Origin of the sequence: Corynebacterium sp. LK14, from assembly GCF_008042215.1 — a bacterium.
Classification (GTDB): domain Bacteria; phylum Actinomycetota; class Actinomycetes; order Mycobacteriales; family Mycobacteriaceae; genus Corynebacterium; species Corynebacterium striatum.
This window is the reverse complement of record NZ_NOVQ01000017.1, coordinates 1-14127: the sequence shown is the minus strand read 5'-3', so window position 1 is coordinate 14127 and position 14127 is coordinate 1. Positions and strand designations below refer to the sequence as shown.

The 14127-nt window shown below is 61.2% G+C and carries 12 protein-coding genes and 4 tRNA genes; 15 read left to right on the top strand and 1 reads right to left on the bottom strand.

Going from position 1 to position 14127, the window contains the following annotated elements; genetic code table 11:
- Nucleotides 1-60 precede the first annotated feature (60 nt).
- The 6 genes from CHU71_RS11410 to CHU71_RS11385 are packed head-to-tail and all read left to right on the top strand — an operon-like array spanning nt 61 to nt 7297.
- On the top strand, nt 61-2487 hold the full coding sequence (locus CHU71_RS11410; RefSeq protein WP_147761126.1) for an excinuclease ABC subunit UvrA: 2427 nt from the start codon (nt 61-63) through the stop codon (nt 2485-2487).
- A gap of 58 nt (nt 2488-2545) precedes the next feature.
- Complete coding sequence (locus tag CHU71_RS11405; RefSeq protein ID WP_049151528.1) at nt 2546-3175, top strand: hypothetical protein; 630 nt, start codon at nt 2546-2548, stop codon at nt 3173-3175.
- Nucleotides 3176-3206: 31 nt separating this feature from the next.
- Nucleotides 3207-4832: a 2-succinyl-5-enolpyruvyl-6-hydroxy-3-cyclohexene-1-carboxylic-acid synthase gene (menD, locus tag CHU71_RS11400; RefSeq protein WP_147761125.1), complete on the top strand. Its 1626-nt coding sequence runs from the start codon at nt 3207-3209 to the stop codon at nt 4830-4832.
- Nucleotides 4833-4859: 27 nt separating this feature from the next.
- Nucleotides 4860-5381 carry a DUF3592 domain-containing protein gene (locus tag CHU71_RS11395; protein WP_147761124.1) on the top strand — a complete coding sequence of 174 codons (522 nt, stop codon included), beginning with the start codon at nt 4860-4862 and terminating at the stop codon, nt 5379-5381.
- A gap of 15 nt (nt 5382-5396) precedes the next feature.
- Nucleotides 5397-6593 (top strand): glycosyltransferase family 1 protein, encoded by a 1197-nt coding sequence (locus CHU71_RS11390; RefSeq protein ID WP_147761123.1) that lies wholly within the window; start codon nt 5397-5399, stop codon nt 6591-6593.
- Nucleotides 6594-6604: 11 nt separating this feature from the next.
- Complete coding sequence (locus CHU71_RS11385) at nt 6605-7297, top strand: demethylmenaquinone methyltransferase (RefSeq protein ID WP_005527665.1); 693 nt, start codon at nt 6605-6607, stop codon at nt 7295-7297.
- Between the two features lie 205 nt (nt 7298-7502).
- Here the strand turns inward: CHU71_RS11385 and CHU71_RS11380 are convergent, their stop codons facing one another.
- Nucleotides 7503-8762 (bottom strand): geranylgeranyl reductase family protein, encoded by a 1260-nt coding sequence (locus CHU71_RS11380; RefSeq protein ID WP_147761122.1) that lies wholly within the window; start codon nt 8760-8762, stop codon nt 7503-7505.
- Between the two features lie 99 nt (nt 8763-8861).
- On the opposite strand from CHU71_RS11380, the gene CHU71_RS11375 reads away from it, so the two are divergent.
- The 9 genes from CHU71_RS11375 to rplA all read left to right on the top strand — a co-directional run bounded on the left by CHU71_RS11375 (nt 8862) and on the right by rplA (nt 13578).
- On the top strand, nt 8862-9866 hold the full coding sequence (locus tag CHU71_RS11375; RefSeq protein ID WP_147761121.1) for a polyprenyl synthetase family protein: 1005 nt from the start codon (nt 8862-8864) through the stop codon (nt 9864-9866).
- A gap of 98 nt (nt 9867-9964) precedes the next feature.
- Nucleotides 9965-10046: transfer RNA gene (locus CHU71_RS11370), tRNA-Tyr, on the top strand.
- A 289-nt stretch (nt 10047-10335) separates the two neighbouring features.
- Nucleotides 10336-10411: transfer RNA gene (locus CHU71_RS11365), tRNA-Thr, on the top strand.
- A 31-nt stretch (nt 10412-10442) separates the two neighbouring features.
- Nucleotides 10443-10514: transfer RNA gene (locus tag CHU71_RS11360), tRNA-Met, on the top strand.
- 132 nt (nt 10515-10646) lie between these two features.
- Nucleotides 10647-10722, top strand: a tRNA-Trp gene (locus CHU71_RS11355).
- A 25-nt stretch (nt 10723-10747) separates the two neighbouring features.
- Entirely contained in the window at nt 10748-11080 is a 333-nt protein-coding gene (gene secE / locus CHU71_RS11350) for a preprotein translocase subunit SecE (protein ID WP_100088040.1), read from the top strand.
- Between the two features lie 194 nt (nt 11081-11274).
- Nucleotides 11275-12120: a transcription termination/antitermination protein NusG gene (nusG, locus tag CHU71_RS11345; RefSeq protein WP_147761120.1), complete on the top strand. Its 846-nt coding sequence runs from the start codon at nt 11275-11277 to the stop codon at nt 12118-12120.
- 206 nt (nt 12121-12326) lie between these two features.
- Entirely contained in the window at nt 12327-12770 is a 444-nt protein-coding gene (rplK, locus tag CHU71_RS11340) for a 50S ribosomal protein L11 (protein ID WP_005527670.1), read from the top strand.
- A gap of 103 nt (nt 12771-12873) precedes the next feature.
- Nucleotides 12874-13578 carry a 50S ribosomal protein L1 gene (rplA, locus tag CHU71_RS11335; protein ID WP_005527671.1) on the top strand — a complete coding sequence of 235 codons (705 nt, stop codon included), beginning with the start codon at nt 12874-12876 and terminating at the stop codon, nt 13576-13578.
- The last annotated feature ends 549 nt before the right edge of the window (nt 13579-14127 follow it).

Sequence of the window (14127 nt, the reverse complement as noted above, 5' to 3'; positions counted from 1 at the left end):
CATATTTGGCAAAATGCGCACTTTTCACCCCGCAGAGACGCCGTGGGTACGGTGGAACTCATGACTGGATTTATCAGTGTCCGCGATGCCCACCTCCACAACTTAAGGAATGTCGATGTCGACATCCCGCGCGGAAAGGTCGTGGCTGTCACGGGCGTTTCGGGCTCGGGCAAGTCCTCCCTCGCCTTCGGTACGATCCACGGCGAGGGCCAGCGCCGCTACCTCGAATCCGTGGCACCCTTTGCACGCCGCCTCATCGGTTCCGCCGTGGATCCGCAGGTCAGCCAGATTGAGGGCCTGCCGCCCACTGTTGCCCTAGAGCAGTCCACCTCCGGCGGCGGCGCCCGTTCCACGGTGGGCACCATCTCCGCTATCTCAAATTCGGTGCGCCTTCTTTATTCGCGCGCCGGGGACAACCCCGAGGGCCTTTATTCGGATTCCTTTTCGCCGAACACGCCCGAGGGAATGTGCCCCAATTGCCAGGGAACCGGCATCGTGCACGTAGCCACGGAGCAGTCGATGGTCCCCGATCCCAGCCTCAGCATCGAGGACGGCGCCATCGCCGCCTGGCCGGGAGCCTGGGCGGGCAAGAACTTCCACGACATCCTTTTGAATCTGGGCTATGACCTCGACTCGCCCTGGCAGGAGTTGCCGAAGGAGGATCGAGACTGGATTCTCTTTACCGAGGAGCGCCCCGTGGTCACCGTCAAGCCGCTCCGCGGCGCCGACCAGATTCAGCGCAACTACGAGGGCACGTGGCGCTCCGTCGCGAGCTACCTGAATAAGACGCTTGCCGAAACCCAGTCCGATACCCTCCGCAAACGCACCCTCCAATTCATGGAGTCACACACCTGCGAGGTCTGCGACGGCCGCCGCCTCAACCCCCACGCGCTGAAGGTGACCTACGCCGGGCTGCCTATCGACGCCCTCAACGAGCTGCCCCTCGACGAACTCCTCGCACTGCTCGACAAACAGCAGCCCGAGGAAAACAGCGCCGAGCATCTGCTGCTCAAACAGATTCTTCCCGCATTACGTTCCGCACTGGAGCTGGGCCTGGCGCACCTGAGCCTTGGCCGACCCACGGAGACCCTGTCTGCCGGCGAATTACAAAGAATCCGGCTCGCGGCGCAACTGCGCTCCGGCCTGTTTGGTGTTGCGTACGTGCTTGACGAGCCGTCGGCAGGCTTGCACCCCGAGGAACGCGCGGCCGTCATGGATATCTGCCGCAGGTTCGTCGCAGGCGGCAACTCCGTGCTGTTGGTGGAGCATGACATGGACTTGGTGGACCAGGCAGACTGGCTTGTCGACGTCGGCCCCCTCGCCGGCGAGGGCGGCGGCAAGGTCATCTATTCGGGCCCAGTAGTCGACTACCTCGCCGATACTCCCACCGCCCACGCGCTGGCTCAGCGGCAGCTCACGCCCCGCAGCACTCGACGCACCCCGAGCGCCGAGCTCACCCTGCGCGGGGTGCAGGCCCGCAACCTGCGAGGTCTTGACGTGAGTTTCGGCCTCGGGACCTTCAGTGCCGTCACGGGCGTTTCGGGCTCGGGTAAGTCCACCTTGGTCTCCACCGTGTTGGCCGGCCTGCTTCGGGAATCTGTCACGGCCGTTACCGACGAGGCAACGGAGGAGGAGTCACTAGACAAGCCGTGGAGTGTGTCAGAAGTGGAGAACCTCGATAAGGTCACGCGCCTAGTGCAGATCACGCAGAAGCCCATCGGGCGTACTCCACGCTCCACCTTGGCCACCTACACCGGCCTGTTCGACCACGTGCGCAAGCTTTTTGCCAACACGCAAAAAGCCAAACAACGGAAGTGGACGGTCTCGCGCTTTTCCTACAACGTCAAACAGGGGCAATGCCCAACCTGCGGCGGCGCGGGCCAAATCGAGGTGGAGCTCGTCTTTCTCCCGGGCTCTTATACGCTGTGCCCCGATTGCCAGGGCAAGCGCTATAACCCGGAGACCCTCGAGGTGTCATGGGAAGGCCGTACCATCGCTGAGGTCCTCGAGCTGACTGTGGACGAGGCTGCCGAGCTTTTCGCAGAGGTAGAAACCTCCTCCGCGGTCACGGCCATCCGCCGCGCGCTGGATACGCTTCAAGCGGTGGGTCTTGGCTACCTGCGCCTCGGCCAGGGCGCGCCGGAGCTTTCCGGCGGGGAGGCCCAGCGCATTAAGCTCGCAACGGAGCTGCAGCGCTCGCGCAACTCCCACCGCGGCCACACGGTTTACCTCCTCGACGAACCCACCACTGGCCTGCATCCGGCGGACGTGTCGTTGCTTAACGCAGAGTTGCACAAGCTTGTCGACGCCGGACAGACCGTCATCGTGGTCGAGCACGATCTCTCGGTCATCGCGCAGGCAGACACCGTCATCGAGTTAGGTCCCGGGGCAGGCGCCGTGGGCGGAGAAATCGTGGCGATGGGCGCGCCGGGTGATGTGGCTAAGCAGGCTACGCCTACCGGTCGGGCCTTGGCGCGAAAGAGTTAACGAGACTTTCCGGGTATCTCCCTGCGAACTCACAGGGAAATAGGGTAGTTCTAGGGACATGGCAAATAACTTTGGCAACAATTCCGGCAACTACTCTGACGATGAGACTCGCCAGATTGGCCGCGTGACGGGCTACGGCTCAGGCTTTGACAACAACGACGCCACTCGCCAGTTCGGTGCGCCGGATGACCGCCCGCGCCAGGTGTTCCCGGGTGCCTCGCAGCCAGCTGCGAGCAGCTATGGCCAGCCCAGCGGCTATAACTCGGGCTACAACCCAGGCCCGGAGCACAACTATGACCCGGTTCCGTCGAGCTACGAGGTGGAGCCGGAGCGCTCCCACAAGAGTGGCGGCAGCGGCCTGACTGGGGTCTTTGCCGCGATTGCAGCAATCGCGGTCATCGCAACTGGCGCGCTGTTTTTCATGTGGCGCAACGCCACCTCGGATGCAGAATCGCAGCCTGAGGCCGTGACCACCACGGCCACTGTTACTGAGGAAAAGCCCACCACTGTGACTGAGACCGTCACCGAGGAAGCGCCGTCGAACCCAATCGAAGAGCTGCCGACCCAGCTGCCGCCGGATATCCAAGACCAGCTCGAACAGGGCGGCCAGGGTCTTGAAGGTCTTCTGGATGAGCTTTTGAATGGAGCCACCGGTAACAACGGCAACGGCAATAGCCGGGGTGCCTAAGGCCTAAACGCCACTAGTACTATGGGGCAGCATGACTGACTCCATGAAGCTGGCCGAGGCGGTGGCCGCTCAACTCGCGCGCCACCTTACTGACGTCATTATCTGTCCTGGTTCCCGCAACGCACCGCTCTCGCTGGCCTTGCTTGCTCGCCAGGACATTCGCGTTCATACACGCCTCGACGAGCGCTCCGCCGCTTTTACCGCGCTGGGCATGGCCCGCGTGCAGCGCCGCCACGTGGGCGTGGTGATGACCTCCGGCACCGCCGTTGCCAATGCACTGCCCGCGATGGTCGAGGCCGCGCATTCTCACACACCGTTGGCCGTAATTAGCGCGGACCGCCCTGCGCGCCTCGTGGGCACCGGCGCCTCCCAGACTATTCAGCAGCAGGGTATTTTCGGCGTCTACGCCGAGACCACCCAGGTCACCGAGGTCGAGGACATCCCGTCGGTGGCTGAGCGTTTCACCAAAGACCACCAGGTTCACATCAACGTGGCGTTTGACATGCCGCTTCTCGACGCCGAACTGCCCGCCACCCCCACCGACTTCACGCAACACAAAGCCCCGCTTCCGCGCCCGCTAAACCACGGCGAGGTAGCCGTGGACTTGAGCAAGAACACCCTCGTCATCGCCGGCGACGAAGCCTGGGAGGTCGAAGGCCTCGAGGACGTTCCCACCATCGCTGAGCCGACCGCGCCCGCACCGTATCACCCGGTGCACCCGGCAGCGGCGCACATCTTCCGCCGCGCCCAGGTCTCCGCCAACGACTACGTGGTCAACACCAAGGTCGTGCAGGTCATCGTGGTCGGACACCCCACGCTGCACCGCAGCGTGCTGGCCCTTATCAACGATCCAGACATCGACCTCATCGTGCTCTCCCGCACCGCCGACTTCACCAACCCACGCGGTGATGCCGCAACCTTGGGAACCACAGTCAAGGTTAGCGGTGAGCCTTCCCGCGAGTGGCTGAAGATCTGCCAGGGTGCAGCGCAGATGGCTTCCGACGCCGTCCGCGAGACCCTCGAAAATCCCGAGCTGGGCTTTACTGGACTGCACGTCGCGGCAGCGGTGGGAGACACGTTGTCTGTCGAGGACACCCTGGTCTTGGGCGCTTCCAATCCGGTGCGCGACGCCTCCCTGGTAGGCCTGCCCTTCGACGGCGTGGACACCTACTCGCCCCGCGGCGCCGCCGGCATCGACGGCACGGTCGCACAGGCAATGGGCGTGGCACTGGCCACCCAGTCCCGCGACGCAGACGCTTGGCGTGCCCCGCGCGTCGTCGCCTTGCTTGGCGACGTCACCTTCCTCCACGACGCCACCTCCCTCCTCATCCCGCAGGACGAGGCCCGCCCGGAGAACCTCACCATCGTCGTGGCAAACGACGACGGCTGCGGCATCTTCGAGCTGCTCGAGCAGGGTGCGGAGCCCTATCGCGCCTCCTTCGAGAAGGCTTTTGGAACGCCGCATGGGGTGGGCGTCGCCAAGCTGGCGGAAGCCTTTGGCGCAGACTACCGCGAGGCTAATACCGCGCAGGAGCTGCTGGATACCCTGGCTGAGCTGAAGGAGACCTCCGCGGGCGTGACCTTGGTGGAGGCGCACACCACCCGTGAGACGCGCCGCCAGCTGCAGGCTGAGATCACCGCGAAGGTCGGCAAGTAGGTGGGCGCTACACCCGCAAGGCCGCCGATGACCCCCAAGGCGGCGGTGGTCCCGCGATATACGCCAGCCGTGTATCGCCGCCGGCTGCACCAGCTCATCATCGCTTTGTATGTGGCCTCGCTGGTGGGTATGCTTGGAATGATCGTGGGCGCGTTTCTCAACGACCGCTCCATTGAATCAAACCCGGGGCGCGCGCTGGCCACGGTTACTGACGTCGGAATCACGCGTACCTCCGTGGACTTCCAAGACAACAAGGGCATCTATCATTCGCCTCAATCGGGGCTGCTGTATCCCACCGGACTGGGCGAGGGCCAGCAGGTGTGGGTGCTGTACTCCCGCGCGAACCCCGACCTAGTGAAGGTGGAGGGGCGCGAGTGGACGCTTTCACTGATTCCCGCGCTGTCCTCGATGTTTGTGGCTAGCCTCATCGCCGCCGGTGCATGGTGGACGGTGGGCGTGAGCACCCGTGCAGCTGAGCGCCGGATGCAAGTAAACGAAAATGTTAACCAAGATTTTCCGCACGCTTCACCAGAATCTACAGTGGAATAGGGGATGATGGAACGCATGCGTGTTGCGATCGTGGCTGAGTCTTTTCTTCCAAACGTCAATGGAGTGACAAATTCTGTCTTGCGAGTGTTGGAGCACTTAGCGGACACCGGCCATGAGGCTCTGGTCATTGCTCCAGGTGCCCGTGAAGGCCAGGAAGAAATCGCAGACTACCTTGGGTTCCCCATCGTCCGCGTGCCAACCGTGCGCATTCCTCTCATCGACTCGCTCCCGGTCGGCGTGCCCACCACGGCGGTGGATGAGGCCCTGCGCGAGTTCAAGCCGGACATCATCCACCTGGCCAGCCCCTTTGTGCTGGGTGCGGCAGGAGCTTTCTCGGCGCGGCAGCTGCGCATTCCTTCTGTGGCCCTCTACCAAACCGACGTTGCCGGTTTCGCCACCAAGTACCACGCCTCCGCGTTGGCCTATGCCACATGGGAGTGGCTGCGCACCATTCATAACGCGTGCCAGATGACCTTGGCCCCGTCTTCCCTGACCATCAAGGACTTGGAAGAGCACCACATCAAGAACGTGCGCCACTGGGGTCGCGGCGTGGACTCCGAGCGTTTCCACCCGTCGAAGCGCTCCGCAGCGCTGCGCCAGAAGTGGGGCGTGGGGGACAAGTTGGTCGTGGGCTTCGTTGGTCGTCTGGCTGCGGAGAAGGGCGTGCACCGCTTGGCTTCGCTCAACGACAGAAAAGATATCCAGCTGGTCATCGTCGGCGATGGTCCCGAGCGCCCGCTACTCGAGGTGCAGCTGCCCAGCGCAGTTTTTACCGGTGCGCTGGGTGGCGAGGAACTCGCCGCGGCCTATGCTTCCCTCGACGTCTTTGTACACGCGGGTGAGTTCGAGACCTTCTGCCAGGCCATTCAGGAGGCGCAGGCTTCCGGCGTTCCGACCATCGGCCCGCGCGCGGGCGGCCCAGTCGATCTCATTGAAGAGGGCTACAACGGGCTGCTTCTCGACGTCGCGACCTTTGTCGAGGATCTACCCAACGCCGTCGATGCGCTGCTGAATCCAGAAATTCACGAGGAGCTGCGCGAAAACGCCCGGCAGTCCATCTCAAATAAAACGTGGAAGGCACTGTGCGAGCAGCTTGTTGGCTACTACGAGGAAGTCTTGGAAGACACCCGCCGCGTGCCGCTGACCATCCTGGGCCAGCGCCCCGAGCTGCCGCGGTGGGCGGCGCGTGCCCTCGGTGCGCGAGTAGCCTAAACTAGCTATTTATGTCAAAGGCAGATCTCGATAAGAAGCCGTTCGACGTTGCGCAGATGTTCGACGCCGTCGGTGCCAAGTACGACATCACCAACACGGTGTTGTCCTTCGGCCAGGATAGGATTTGGCGCAAACGCACCCGTGAGCGCTTGGACCTTAAGCCAGGGGAGAAGGTCCTCGATCTAGCGGCAGGCACTGCGGTGTCCACCGAAGAGCTGTCCAAGTCCGGCGCATGGTGCGTGGCCTGCGACTTCTCTCGTGGAATGCTGGCGGCTGGTGCTGCGCGTGACGTGCCCAAGGTGGCGGGCGACGGCATGAAACTGCCTTTCGCGGACAATACCTTTGACGCGGTGACTATCTCCTATGGTCTGCGCAATATTCACGACTTTGAGCTCGGCCTGCGTGAGATGGCCCGCGTGACCAAGCCGGGCGGCCGTCTGGCAGTGGCGGAATTCTCCAAGCCGATCATCCCGGTCTTTGGCACCGTCTACAAGGAATACCTGACCCGCTTGCTGCCGCCGATTGCCAAGCTGGTTTCCTCCAACCCAGAGGCGTACGTCTACCTCGCTGAGTCGATCCGCGCTTGGCCGGACCAGGAAGAGTTGGCCGCCGCCATCAACCGCAATGGGTGGGAAGGCGCCGGCTGGAAGAATATGACCCTCGGAATCGTGGCCCTGCACTCGGCCACGAAGCCGCTGCACTAGGCCCCAGCAACGCTGGCTCCGGCCCCGCCGAGCTCTCTGCCGAGCACTCACTGAGCCCTCTGCTGAGCTTTCGCCAGGCTCCCCCGCAAAAGGTCCCTTTGGGGTGGTCCCTTTGGCGGTTTTAGGCGCTAAAAATGCCGCCAAATGGTTTCTTTACCCCCTAAACGGACCCGATCAAAGGGACCATCTGGAAAGGAGCGCGGGCCTAGAGCGAGTTCCACAGCGGCGTATCGCGCCGCGCTGCCGCTACGCCGCGGCCAACCAGGCGCCACGCGCGCGCGATGACGTCGCGGTCCTCGTCCGTGACTAGGTTGCCCATCAGTCGCGCCGCGGCAGGCATGAGCATTCGGCCCACCGGACCGCGCAGCGCCACCGGCCCCGCGAAGGGCAGGAACTGTGGATAGGTCAAAAGCCGCGCCGCGGTGCGCGCCAGGACGAAGGCCTCGCCGTAGTGGGCTCGCAAAAGATCCGGCCACGCCAGCGTGAAATCCTTGGTACCCAGCAAGGAGACGGCTAGCTGGGCTGTCTCCAAGCCATAATCGATGCCCTCGCCGTTGAGGGGATTGACGCAGGCGGCGGCGTCGCCAATGAGCATCCAGTTGGCGCCGGCCACGTTGGACACCGCGCCACCCATCGGAAGCAGGGCAGAGGCCACCTTCTCGATGTCGCCCAAGCCCCAGTCGGCGCGCTGGCTCTCGGCGTAGTGGGTAAGAAGCTTCTTCGTATTGATGCGGGCCGGGCGCTGCGCGGTAGACAAAGCTCCCAAACCAATGTTGACCTGACCCAATTCTTCGCCAAGCGGGAATATCCAGCCATAGCCCGGCTGCACATTTCCGTCCTGATCCTTGAGTTCTACGTGGGAGTGCATCCACGGCTCGCCCGCAGAGGTGGACGTGGCGTAGCTGCGCGCCGCGATTCCGTAGACCTCATCCTGATGCCACTTGCGGCCCAACAACTTGCCAAACGTCGAGCGCACGCCGTCTGCCACGATGACCCACTTTGCGCGCACGGTCTGCTCACCCACGCGGAAACTCGTCACGCGATTTCCTGCGAGCTCAGGGGCAGTCGCGGGGGTGCCCGTCCATACCGTGGCCCCGGCCGTGCGAGCGGCTTCGAAAAGCAGGTTGTCGAACTCGTGGCGCGGCAGTGCCATTCCCACAGCGGTGGGGTAGCTGGACGGCCAAGGGGCAGTGACGGACCCGCCATAGCCATGGAGCTTCAAACCCTTATTGCGATAAGACGAATTGATGTCCAAGCCCAATAGATCCAGCTGATGCATAGCGCGCGGGGTCAGGCCGTCGCCGCAGGTTTTGTCGCGGGGGAAGGGGGAGGCGTCGATAAGCAAGGCGTCGTAGCCTGCGTTGGTCGCGTGGATCGCGGCCGCGGAACCTGCTGGCCCTGCGCCAATGATCGCCACATCTACGAGTTTTGTGTTATCGATATGCTCCGACATACGCACTATCATTGCACGGGTTATCCACCTTGAGTGTGTTTAGGGCCGTGGTATGGACTACGGTAAGTAATCGATTATCACTCGCATTTTTGAGTTAAAGGAACGCTGTTAATGTCTCACGGCCAAACTCATGCCACGCATGTGGACTTGGGTGACCCGCAGCTAAGCGAGCGCATTAGTGCTGGAATAGCTGCCGTCGAGGAACTGCTGCACCACGAGATCGATCGTGGGCAGGACTTCGTCAAAGAGAAGGTCAGCCACCTTTCGAGCGCCGGCGGAAAGCGCTTCCGCCCCATGATGGCGCTGCTCGCCTCGGAATTTGGCGCGCGTCCGGGCTCCCCCGAGGTGGTTAAGGCCGCCACGGTGGTGGAGATGGTGCACGTTGCAACCCTCTATCACGACGACGTCATGGATGAAGCCGAGCGTCGCCGCGGCGTGGAATCCGCAAACTTCCGCTGGACTAACTCGGTGGCCATCTTGGCTGGCGACGTCCTGCTCGCCCACGCTTCACGCTTGATGTCCCAGCTGGACACACATACCGTCGAGCATTTCTCTGAAACCTTCGAGGAACTCGTGACCGGTCAGATGCGTGAAACCATCGGTGCGGGTGAGGCCAACGCCGTGGATCACTACATGGCGGTTATCCGTGAGAAGACTGCGGTTCTCATTGCTTCCGCGGGTTATCTGGGTGCCTATCATGCAGGTGCTACGCCGGAGCAGGCTGCGGCTTTGCGCCAGATTGGCGGCGCCATCGGCATGATCTTCCAGATTGTCGACGATATCATCGACATCTTCTCTGATTCCAAGGAATCGGGAAAGACTCCGGGGACTGACCTGCGCGAGGGCGTCTTTACCCTCCCAGTCCTCTACGCGCTGGAGGAAGAGGGCGCCGTGGGTGACGAGCTGCGCGGCCTGCTTACGGGCCCGCTTGGCGACGACGCTTCCGTCACACGTGCCATTGAACTGCTGCGTCAGTCTGGTGGCCGTGAGAAGGCTATGAACGACGTCCACGGTTACCTGCGAGTGGTCGAGGAACAGCTCTCCGTCTTGCCGGAATGCGCAGCTAGCGAAGCTTTGCGTCAGCTGGCTGACTACACCGTGCGCCGCGTCGGCTAGCTGCCTTCGTATTAACGCTACGAAAGCCCCCGTGTCCTGCCGATTTGCACGACAACGGGGGCTTCGTAGTAAAGTACCTAATCGCACCTCAAGTGCACGCCAGGTTGCCCGAGCGGCCAAAGGGAGCGGACTGTAAATCCGCCGGCATTGCCTTCAGAAGTTCGAATCTTCTACCTGGCACAGATAAACCCCGTGGTTTCGACCACGGGGTTTCGTGGTTTTGCTAGCGCTGGGCAGATTCCAGGGAGCAGAATCCAGGGACCGCGCCTTCTTCCGTCGCGGCGTCGTCAAGCGTAGTGCTCGTTCAAGGCCTATGGAAAGCGCGAAAAGTGTGCAATCTAAAGCTTTAAAAAGCCCCATTTTTTGTGGATTAAGCTGGCGATTTGTGTAACTAGAGTAAATCGGGTTAATCTTTTCAAGGCTTCAACGAGAGCGCAGCGAAGAAAACTTCGTTACTCAAAGAGGCTGTGCCCCCTTAGCTCAGTCGGCAGAGCGTTTCCATGGTAAGGAAAAGGTCGACAGTTCGATTCTGTCAGGGGGCTCCAATCATTTCTGCACCTTGGTGCACATGATTATGGCGGTGTAGCTCAGTGGTAGAGCAAGCGACTCATAATCGCTGTGTCGCGAGTTCAATTCTCGCCATCGCTACCGGGAAAGAAAGGCGCCCGTGATTGTGCGGGTGCTTTTTTACTACCGACTCCGGCCCAAGGGCTGGCGGTTTCTTAAGTAAATCGCCGTTCTGGTAGGGTTGTGCATGCTGTCTTTGGTAGACAAATGCATAGGGGCGTGGCGCAATTGGTAGCGCAACGGTCTCCAAAACCGTAGGTTGCAGGTTCGAGTCCTGTCGCCCCTGCCAAAACTTTTCCAAGGAGGAACCAGCTGTGAGCGATGAACAGCAGCCGATTAAGTCTGGCGCTGCACGCCCCACCGGTAAGCGTCAGCTCTCCGGTGTAGCTACCACCTCTTCCCAGTCGTATGCCGATAAGCGAGTTGTACGCGTAGAGGGCAAAAAAGATGACGCCACCGTTGGCGGCGGCGTGGCCGCTTTCCCGAGTGAAGTCGCATCCGAAATGAAGAAGGTTGTCTGGCCAACCACAAAGGAAATGGTGCAGTACACCCTCATTACCTTCGCCTTCCTCATCATCCTGACTGCCCTTGTGTGGGGCGTCGACACGCTGGCAGGCCTCGGAGTTGAGAAGATCCTCACTCCTTAGTAACCTGCTTAGCAGAAGCTTTTATCCCGCTGATTTCACTCGCAAGGGCGAGGGAAACGGCGGGATACTTTTTGCCCTCGTGTGCTTGCGGGGTGCTGGCGGTCACGCCGGCATTCCACAGGTAGGCTGGGGCGCAGAAAATTGAGAGCGCTTGCTTGCTTCAAGCTCGCGCGCGACAAGATGGAGTAGAGACCATGAGCGACGAGAACAACGTCGAAACCCCAGAGACCTCCCTCGAAGCTGCTCTTATCGGCAGCGTCCAGGAGCAGGCAGCAGAAGCAGTGGCTGAGTCTGAGACTGCTACCGAAGAGACATACGCAGAGGCCGAGGATCAGTCCGCTCCGGCGGAGGAAGCTGCATCTGCTGAGGCCACCGAGGCCGTTTCTGCCGAGGACGATGACTACCGCCGTCGCCTACGCCAGTTCACCCGCGAGCTGAAGAAGCAGCCGGGCCAGTGGTACATCATCCAGTGCTACTCCGGCTACGAGAACAAGGTGAAGACCAACCTCGACATGCGTGCGCAGACGCTCGAGGTTGAGGACTCCATCTTCGAGGTTGTTGTTCCGGTCGAGCAGATCCTAGAAAACAAGGACGGCAAAAAGAAGATCGTCAAGCGCAAGCTGCTGCCGGGCTACGTCCTGGTCCGCATGGAGCTTAACGACGCCGCCTGGTCCGTCGTCCGCGAAACCCCCGGCGTTACCTCCTTCGTGGGCAACGAGGGCAATGCCACCCCGGTCAAGATCCGCGACGTCGCAAAGTTCCTCATGCCTAACGAGGCTGCACCGGAGGCAAAGTCTTCCGCGGGCGACCAAGACGGCGAGCAGGTCGTCGCAATGCCGGAGAAGGCTGCTGCGAAGGCTTACGCGCACGACTTCGAGGTCGGCGAGGCAGTCACCATCCTGTCTGGCCCGCTCGCATCCGTTTCCGCAACCATCTCCGAGATCGACCCAGAGACTGGCAAGATGCAGGGCCTGGTTTCCATCTTCGGCCGTGAGACTCCGGTAGAGCTTTCCCCGACCGAGATCGAGCGCATCTCCTAAAACCAGTTGCCGCGTAGCCTGGGAAAATGGCATGCTACGCGATTTGGTAGCAGGGCGCACGGTGTTCTAAGATGAAACGCCGTGCGCCTTTTGCGTGCACGACCAATTAAACGTTTCTCCCCGGTGGCCCACTGCAGGTGAGCATCCGGACGGGCGCTGTTATTCATCGTGGCAGCGCACCGGTAACACAGGAAAGAGGTAATTCGATGGCTCCGAAGAAGAAGGTTTCTGGCTTCATCAAGCTGCAGATCGAGGCTGGTGCTGCTAACCCGGCTCCGCCGGTTGGTCCGGCACTGGGTGCCCACGGCGTTAACATCATGGAGTTCTGCAAGGCTTACAACGCTGCGACTGAGTCCCAGCGCGGCAACGTTGTGCCTGTTGAGATCACCGTTTACGAGGATCGCTCCTTCGATTTCAAGCTGAAGACCCCGCCTGCTGCAAAGCTGCTGCTCAAGGCTGCTGGCATCAAGAAGGGCTCCGGCGTTCCTCACACCGACAAGGTCGGCTCTGTGACCTGGGAACAGTGCAAGGAGATTGCACAGACCAAGTTCGAGGATCTGAACGCACGCGACATCGACAACGGTGCACGCATCATCGCCGGTACTGCTCGCTCCATGGGCATCACCGTTGATGGCATCCCGGCCAAGTAAACAACTTCATCAAAAAGTGAGCGGCCATCTCGTGTGGTCGCTCGTGGTAGGGCCAGCTACGGCCCGCCAACACCACATCAATCCAAGAAAAGGAATTGCTTAAATGAGCACCAAGTCTAAGGCTTACAAGGCAGCAGCAGAGCTCGTCGACAAGTCCCGTCTGTACACTCCGCTCGAGGCCTCCAAGCTGGCCAAGGAGACCTCCTCCAAGAACTTCGACGCTACCGTCGACGTCGTCTTCCGCCTGGGCGTTGACCCACGTAAGGCTGACCAGCTGGTTCGCGGCACCGTTTCCCTGCCTAACGGCACCGGTAAGGACGTTCGCGTCGCAGTTTTCGCTGAGGGCGAAAAGGCTGAGGCCGCTAAGGCTGCAGGCGCTGACATCGTCGGCACTGACGAGCTGATCGCTGCTATCAACGAGGGCAATATCGACTTTGACGTTGCTATCGCTACCCCGGACCAGATGGCTAAGGTTGGCCGCGTTGCTCGCGTCCTCGGCCCGCGTGGTCTGATGCCGAACCCGAAGACCGGCACCGTCACCGCTGACGTTGCAAAGGCTATTTCCGACGTCAAGGGCGGCAAGATCTCCTTCCGCGTTGACAAGGCTTCCAACCTGCACGCAATTCTGGGTAAGGCTTCCTTCGACGCAGAGAAGATCGCTGAGAACTACGGCGCTCTGTACGACGAGATCCTGCGTCTGAAGCCGTCCTCCTCCAAGGGTGTTTACGTCAAGAAGGTAACCATCTCCACCACCTCTGGTCCTGGTATCCCGGTTGACGCTTCTGTTCAGAAGAACTACGCAGAGTAATTCTTGCGTGAATAGCACTCGCCACTGTGCGAGACGCTGACTGCCGAAGGCTCCGACTCTTGGTCGGAGCCTTCTTTATTTTCCCTTATGAGTCCCAGATGCCAGGAAACTCGCAGGAACACTCAGGCGACTTACAGGTTTATTTTATTGTCTAGCAAGTTCCATGCCCCATACTTATGTTGTGCGTTTGAGAGAGGCGCATGAGAGATAGAGAGAACACCCTGAGCTTTGCAGGGCGCGACGGCCTGAGAAACCGTTGCGATAGCCAAAGCGCATAGAGAGACACCGTGGGCCCCGACCAGAAGGTCGGGGCCCACGGTGTTTTCGTGGTTTTGTAAGCCGGGCTGGTGACGAGGTGCGCCATTTAGCCCACTGCCCAGACTAGTCCCGCCCGTTCCAGCGCCCGCCAGGACCAACCAGGACCTAGCATGTCCGTTCGAGGCTTCGCCGGAGCGGGAACCCAAGAACGTATGGTCCTCGTTTTAGACTCGTGAACATGATTACTGGCTCTGTAAAATCTCAAGTAGACACCATCTGGAATGCCTTTTG

Excerpts from the sequence above, each read along its gene's own strand:
- CHU71_RS11410 (WP_147761126.1), top strand. The coding sequence starts at position 61 with ATGACTGGATTTATCAGTGTCCGCGATGCCCACCTCCACAACTTAAGG.
- CHU71_RS11405 (WP_049151528.1), top strand. The coding sequence starts at position 2,546 with ATGGCAAATAACTTTGGCAACAATTCCGGCAACTACTCTGACGATGAG.
- menD (WP_147761125.1), top strand. The coding sequence starts at position 3,207 with ATGACTGACTCCATGAAGCTGGCCGAGGCGGTGGCCGCTCAACTCGCG.
- CHU71_RS11395 (WP_147761124.1), top strand. The coding sequence starts at position 4,860 with ATGACCCCCAAGGCGGCGGTGGTCCCGCGATATACGCCAGCCGTGTAT.
- CHU71_RS11390 (WP_147761123.1), top strand. The coding sequence starts at position 5,397 with ATGCGTGTTGCGATCGTGGCTGAGTCTTTTCTTCCAAACGTCAATGGA.
- CHU71_RS11385 (WP_005527665.1), top strand. The coding sequence starts at position 6,605 with ATGTCAAAGGCAGATCTCGATAAGAAGCCGTTCGACGTTGCGCAGATG.
- CHU71_RS11380 (WP_147761122.1), bottom strand. The coding sequence starts at position 8,762 with ATGATAGTGCGTATGTCGGAGCATATCGATAACACAAAACTCGTAGAT.
- CHU71_RS11375 (WP_147761121.1), top strand. The coding sequence starts at position 8,862 with ATGTCTCACGGCCAAACTCATGCCACGCATGTGGACTTGGGTGACCCG.
- nusG (WP_147761120.1), top strand. The coding sequence starts at position 11,275 with ATGAGCGACGAGAACAACGTCGAAACCCCAGAGACCTCCCTCGAAGCT.
- rplK (WP_005527670.1), top strand. The coding sequence starts at position 12,327 with ATGGCTCCGAAGAAGAAGGTTTCTGGCTTCATCAAGCTGCAGATCGAG.
- rplA (WP_005527671.1), top strand. The coding sequence starts at position 12,874 with ATGAGCACCAAGTCTAAGGCTTACAAGGCAGCAGCAGAGCTCGTCGAC.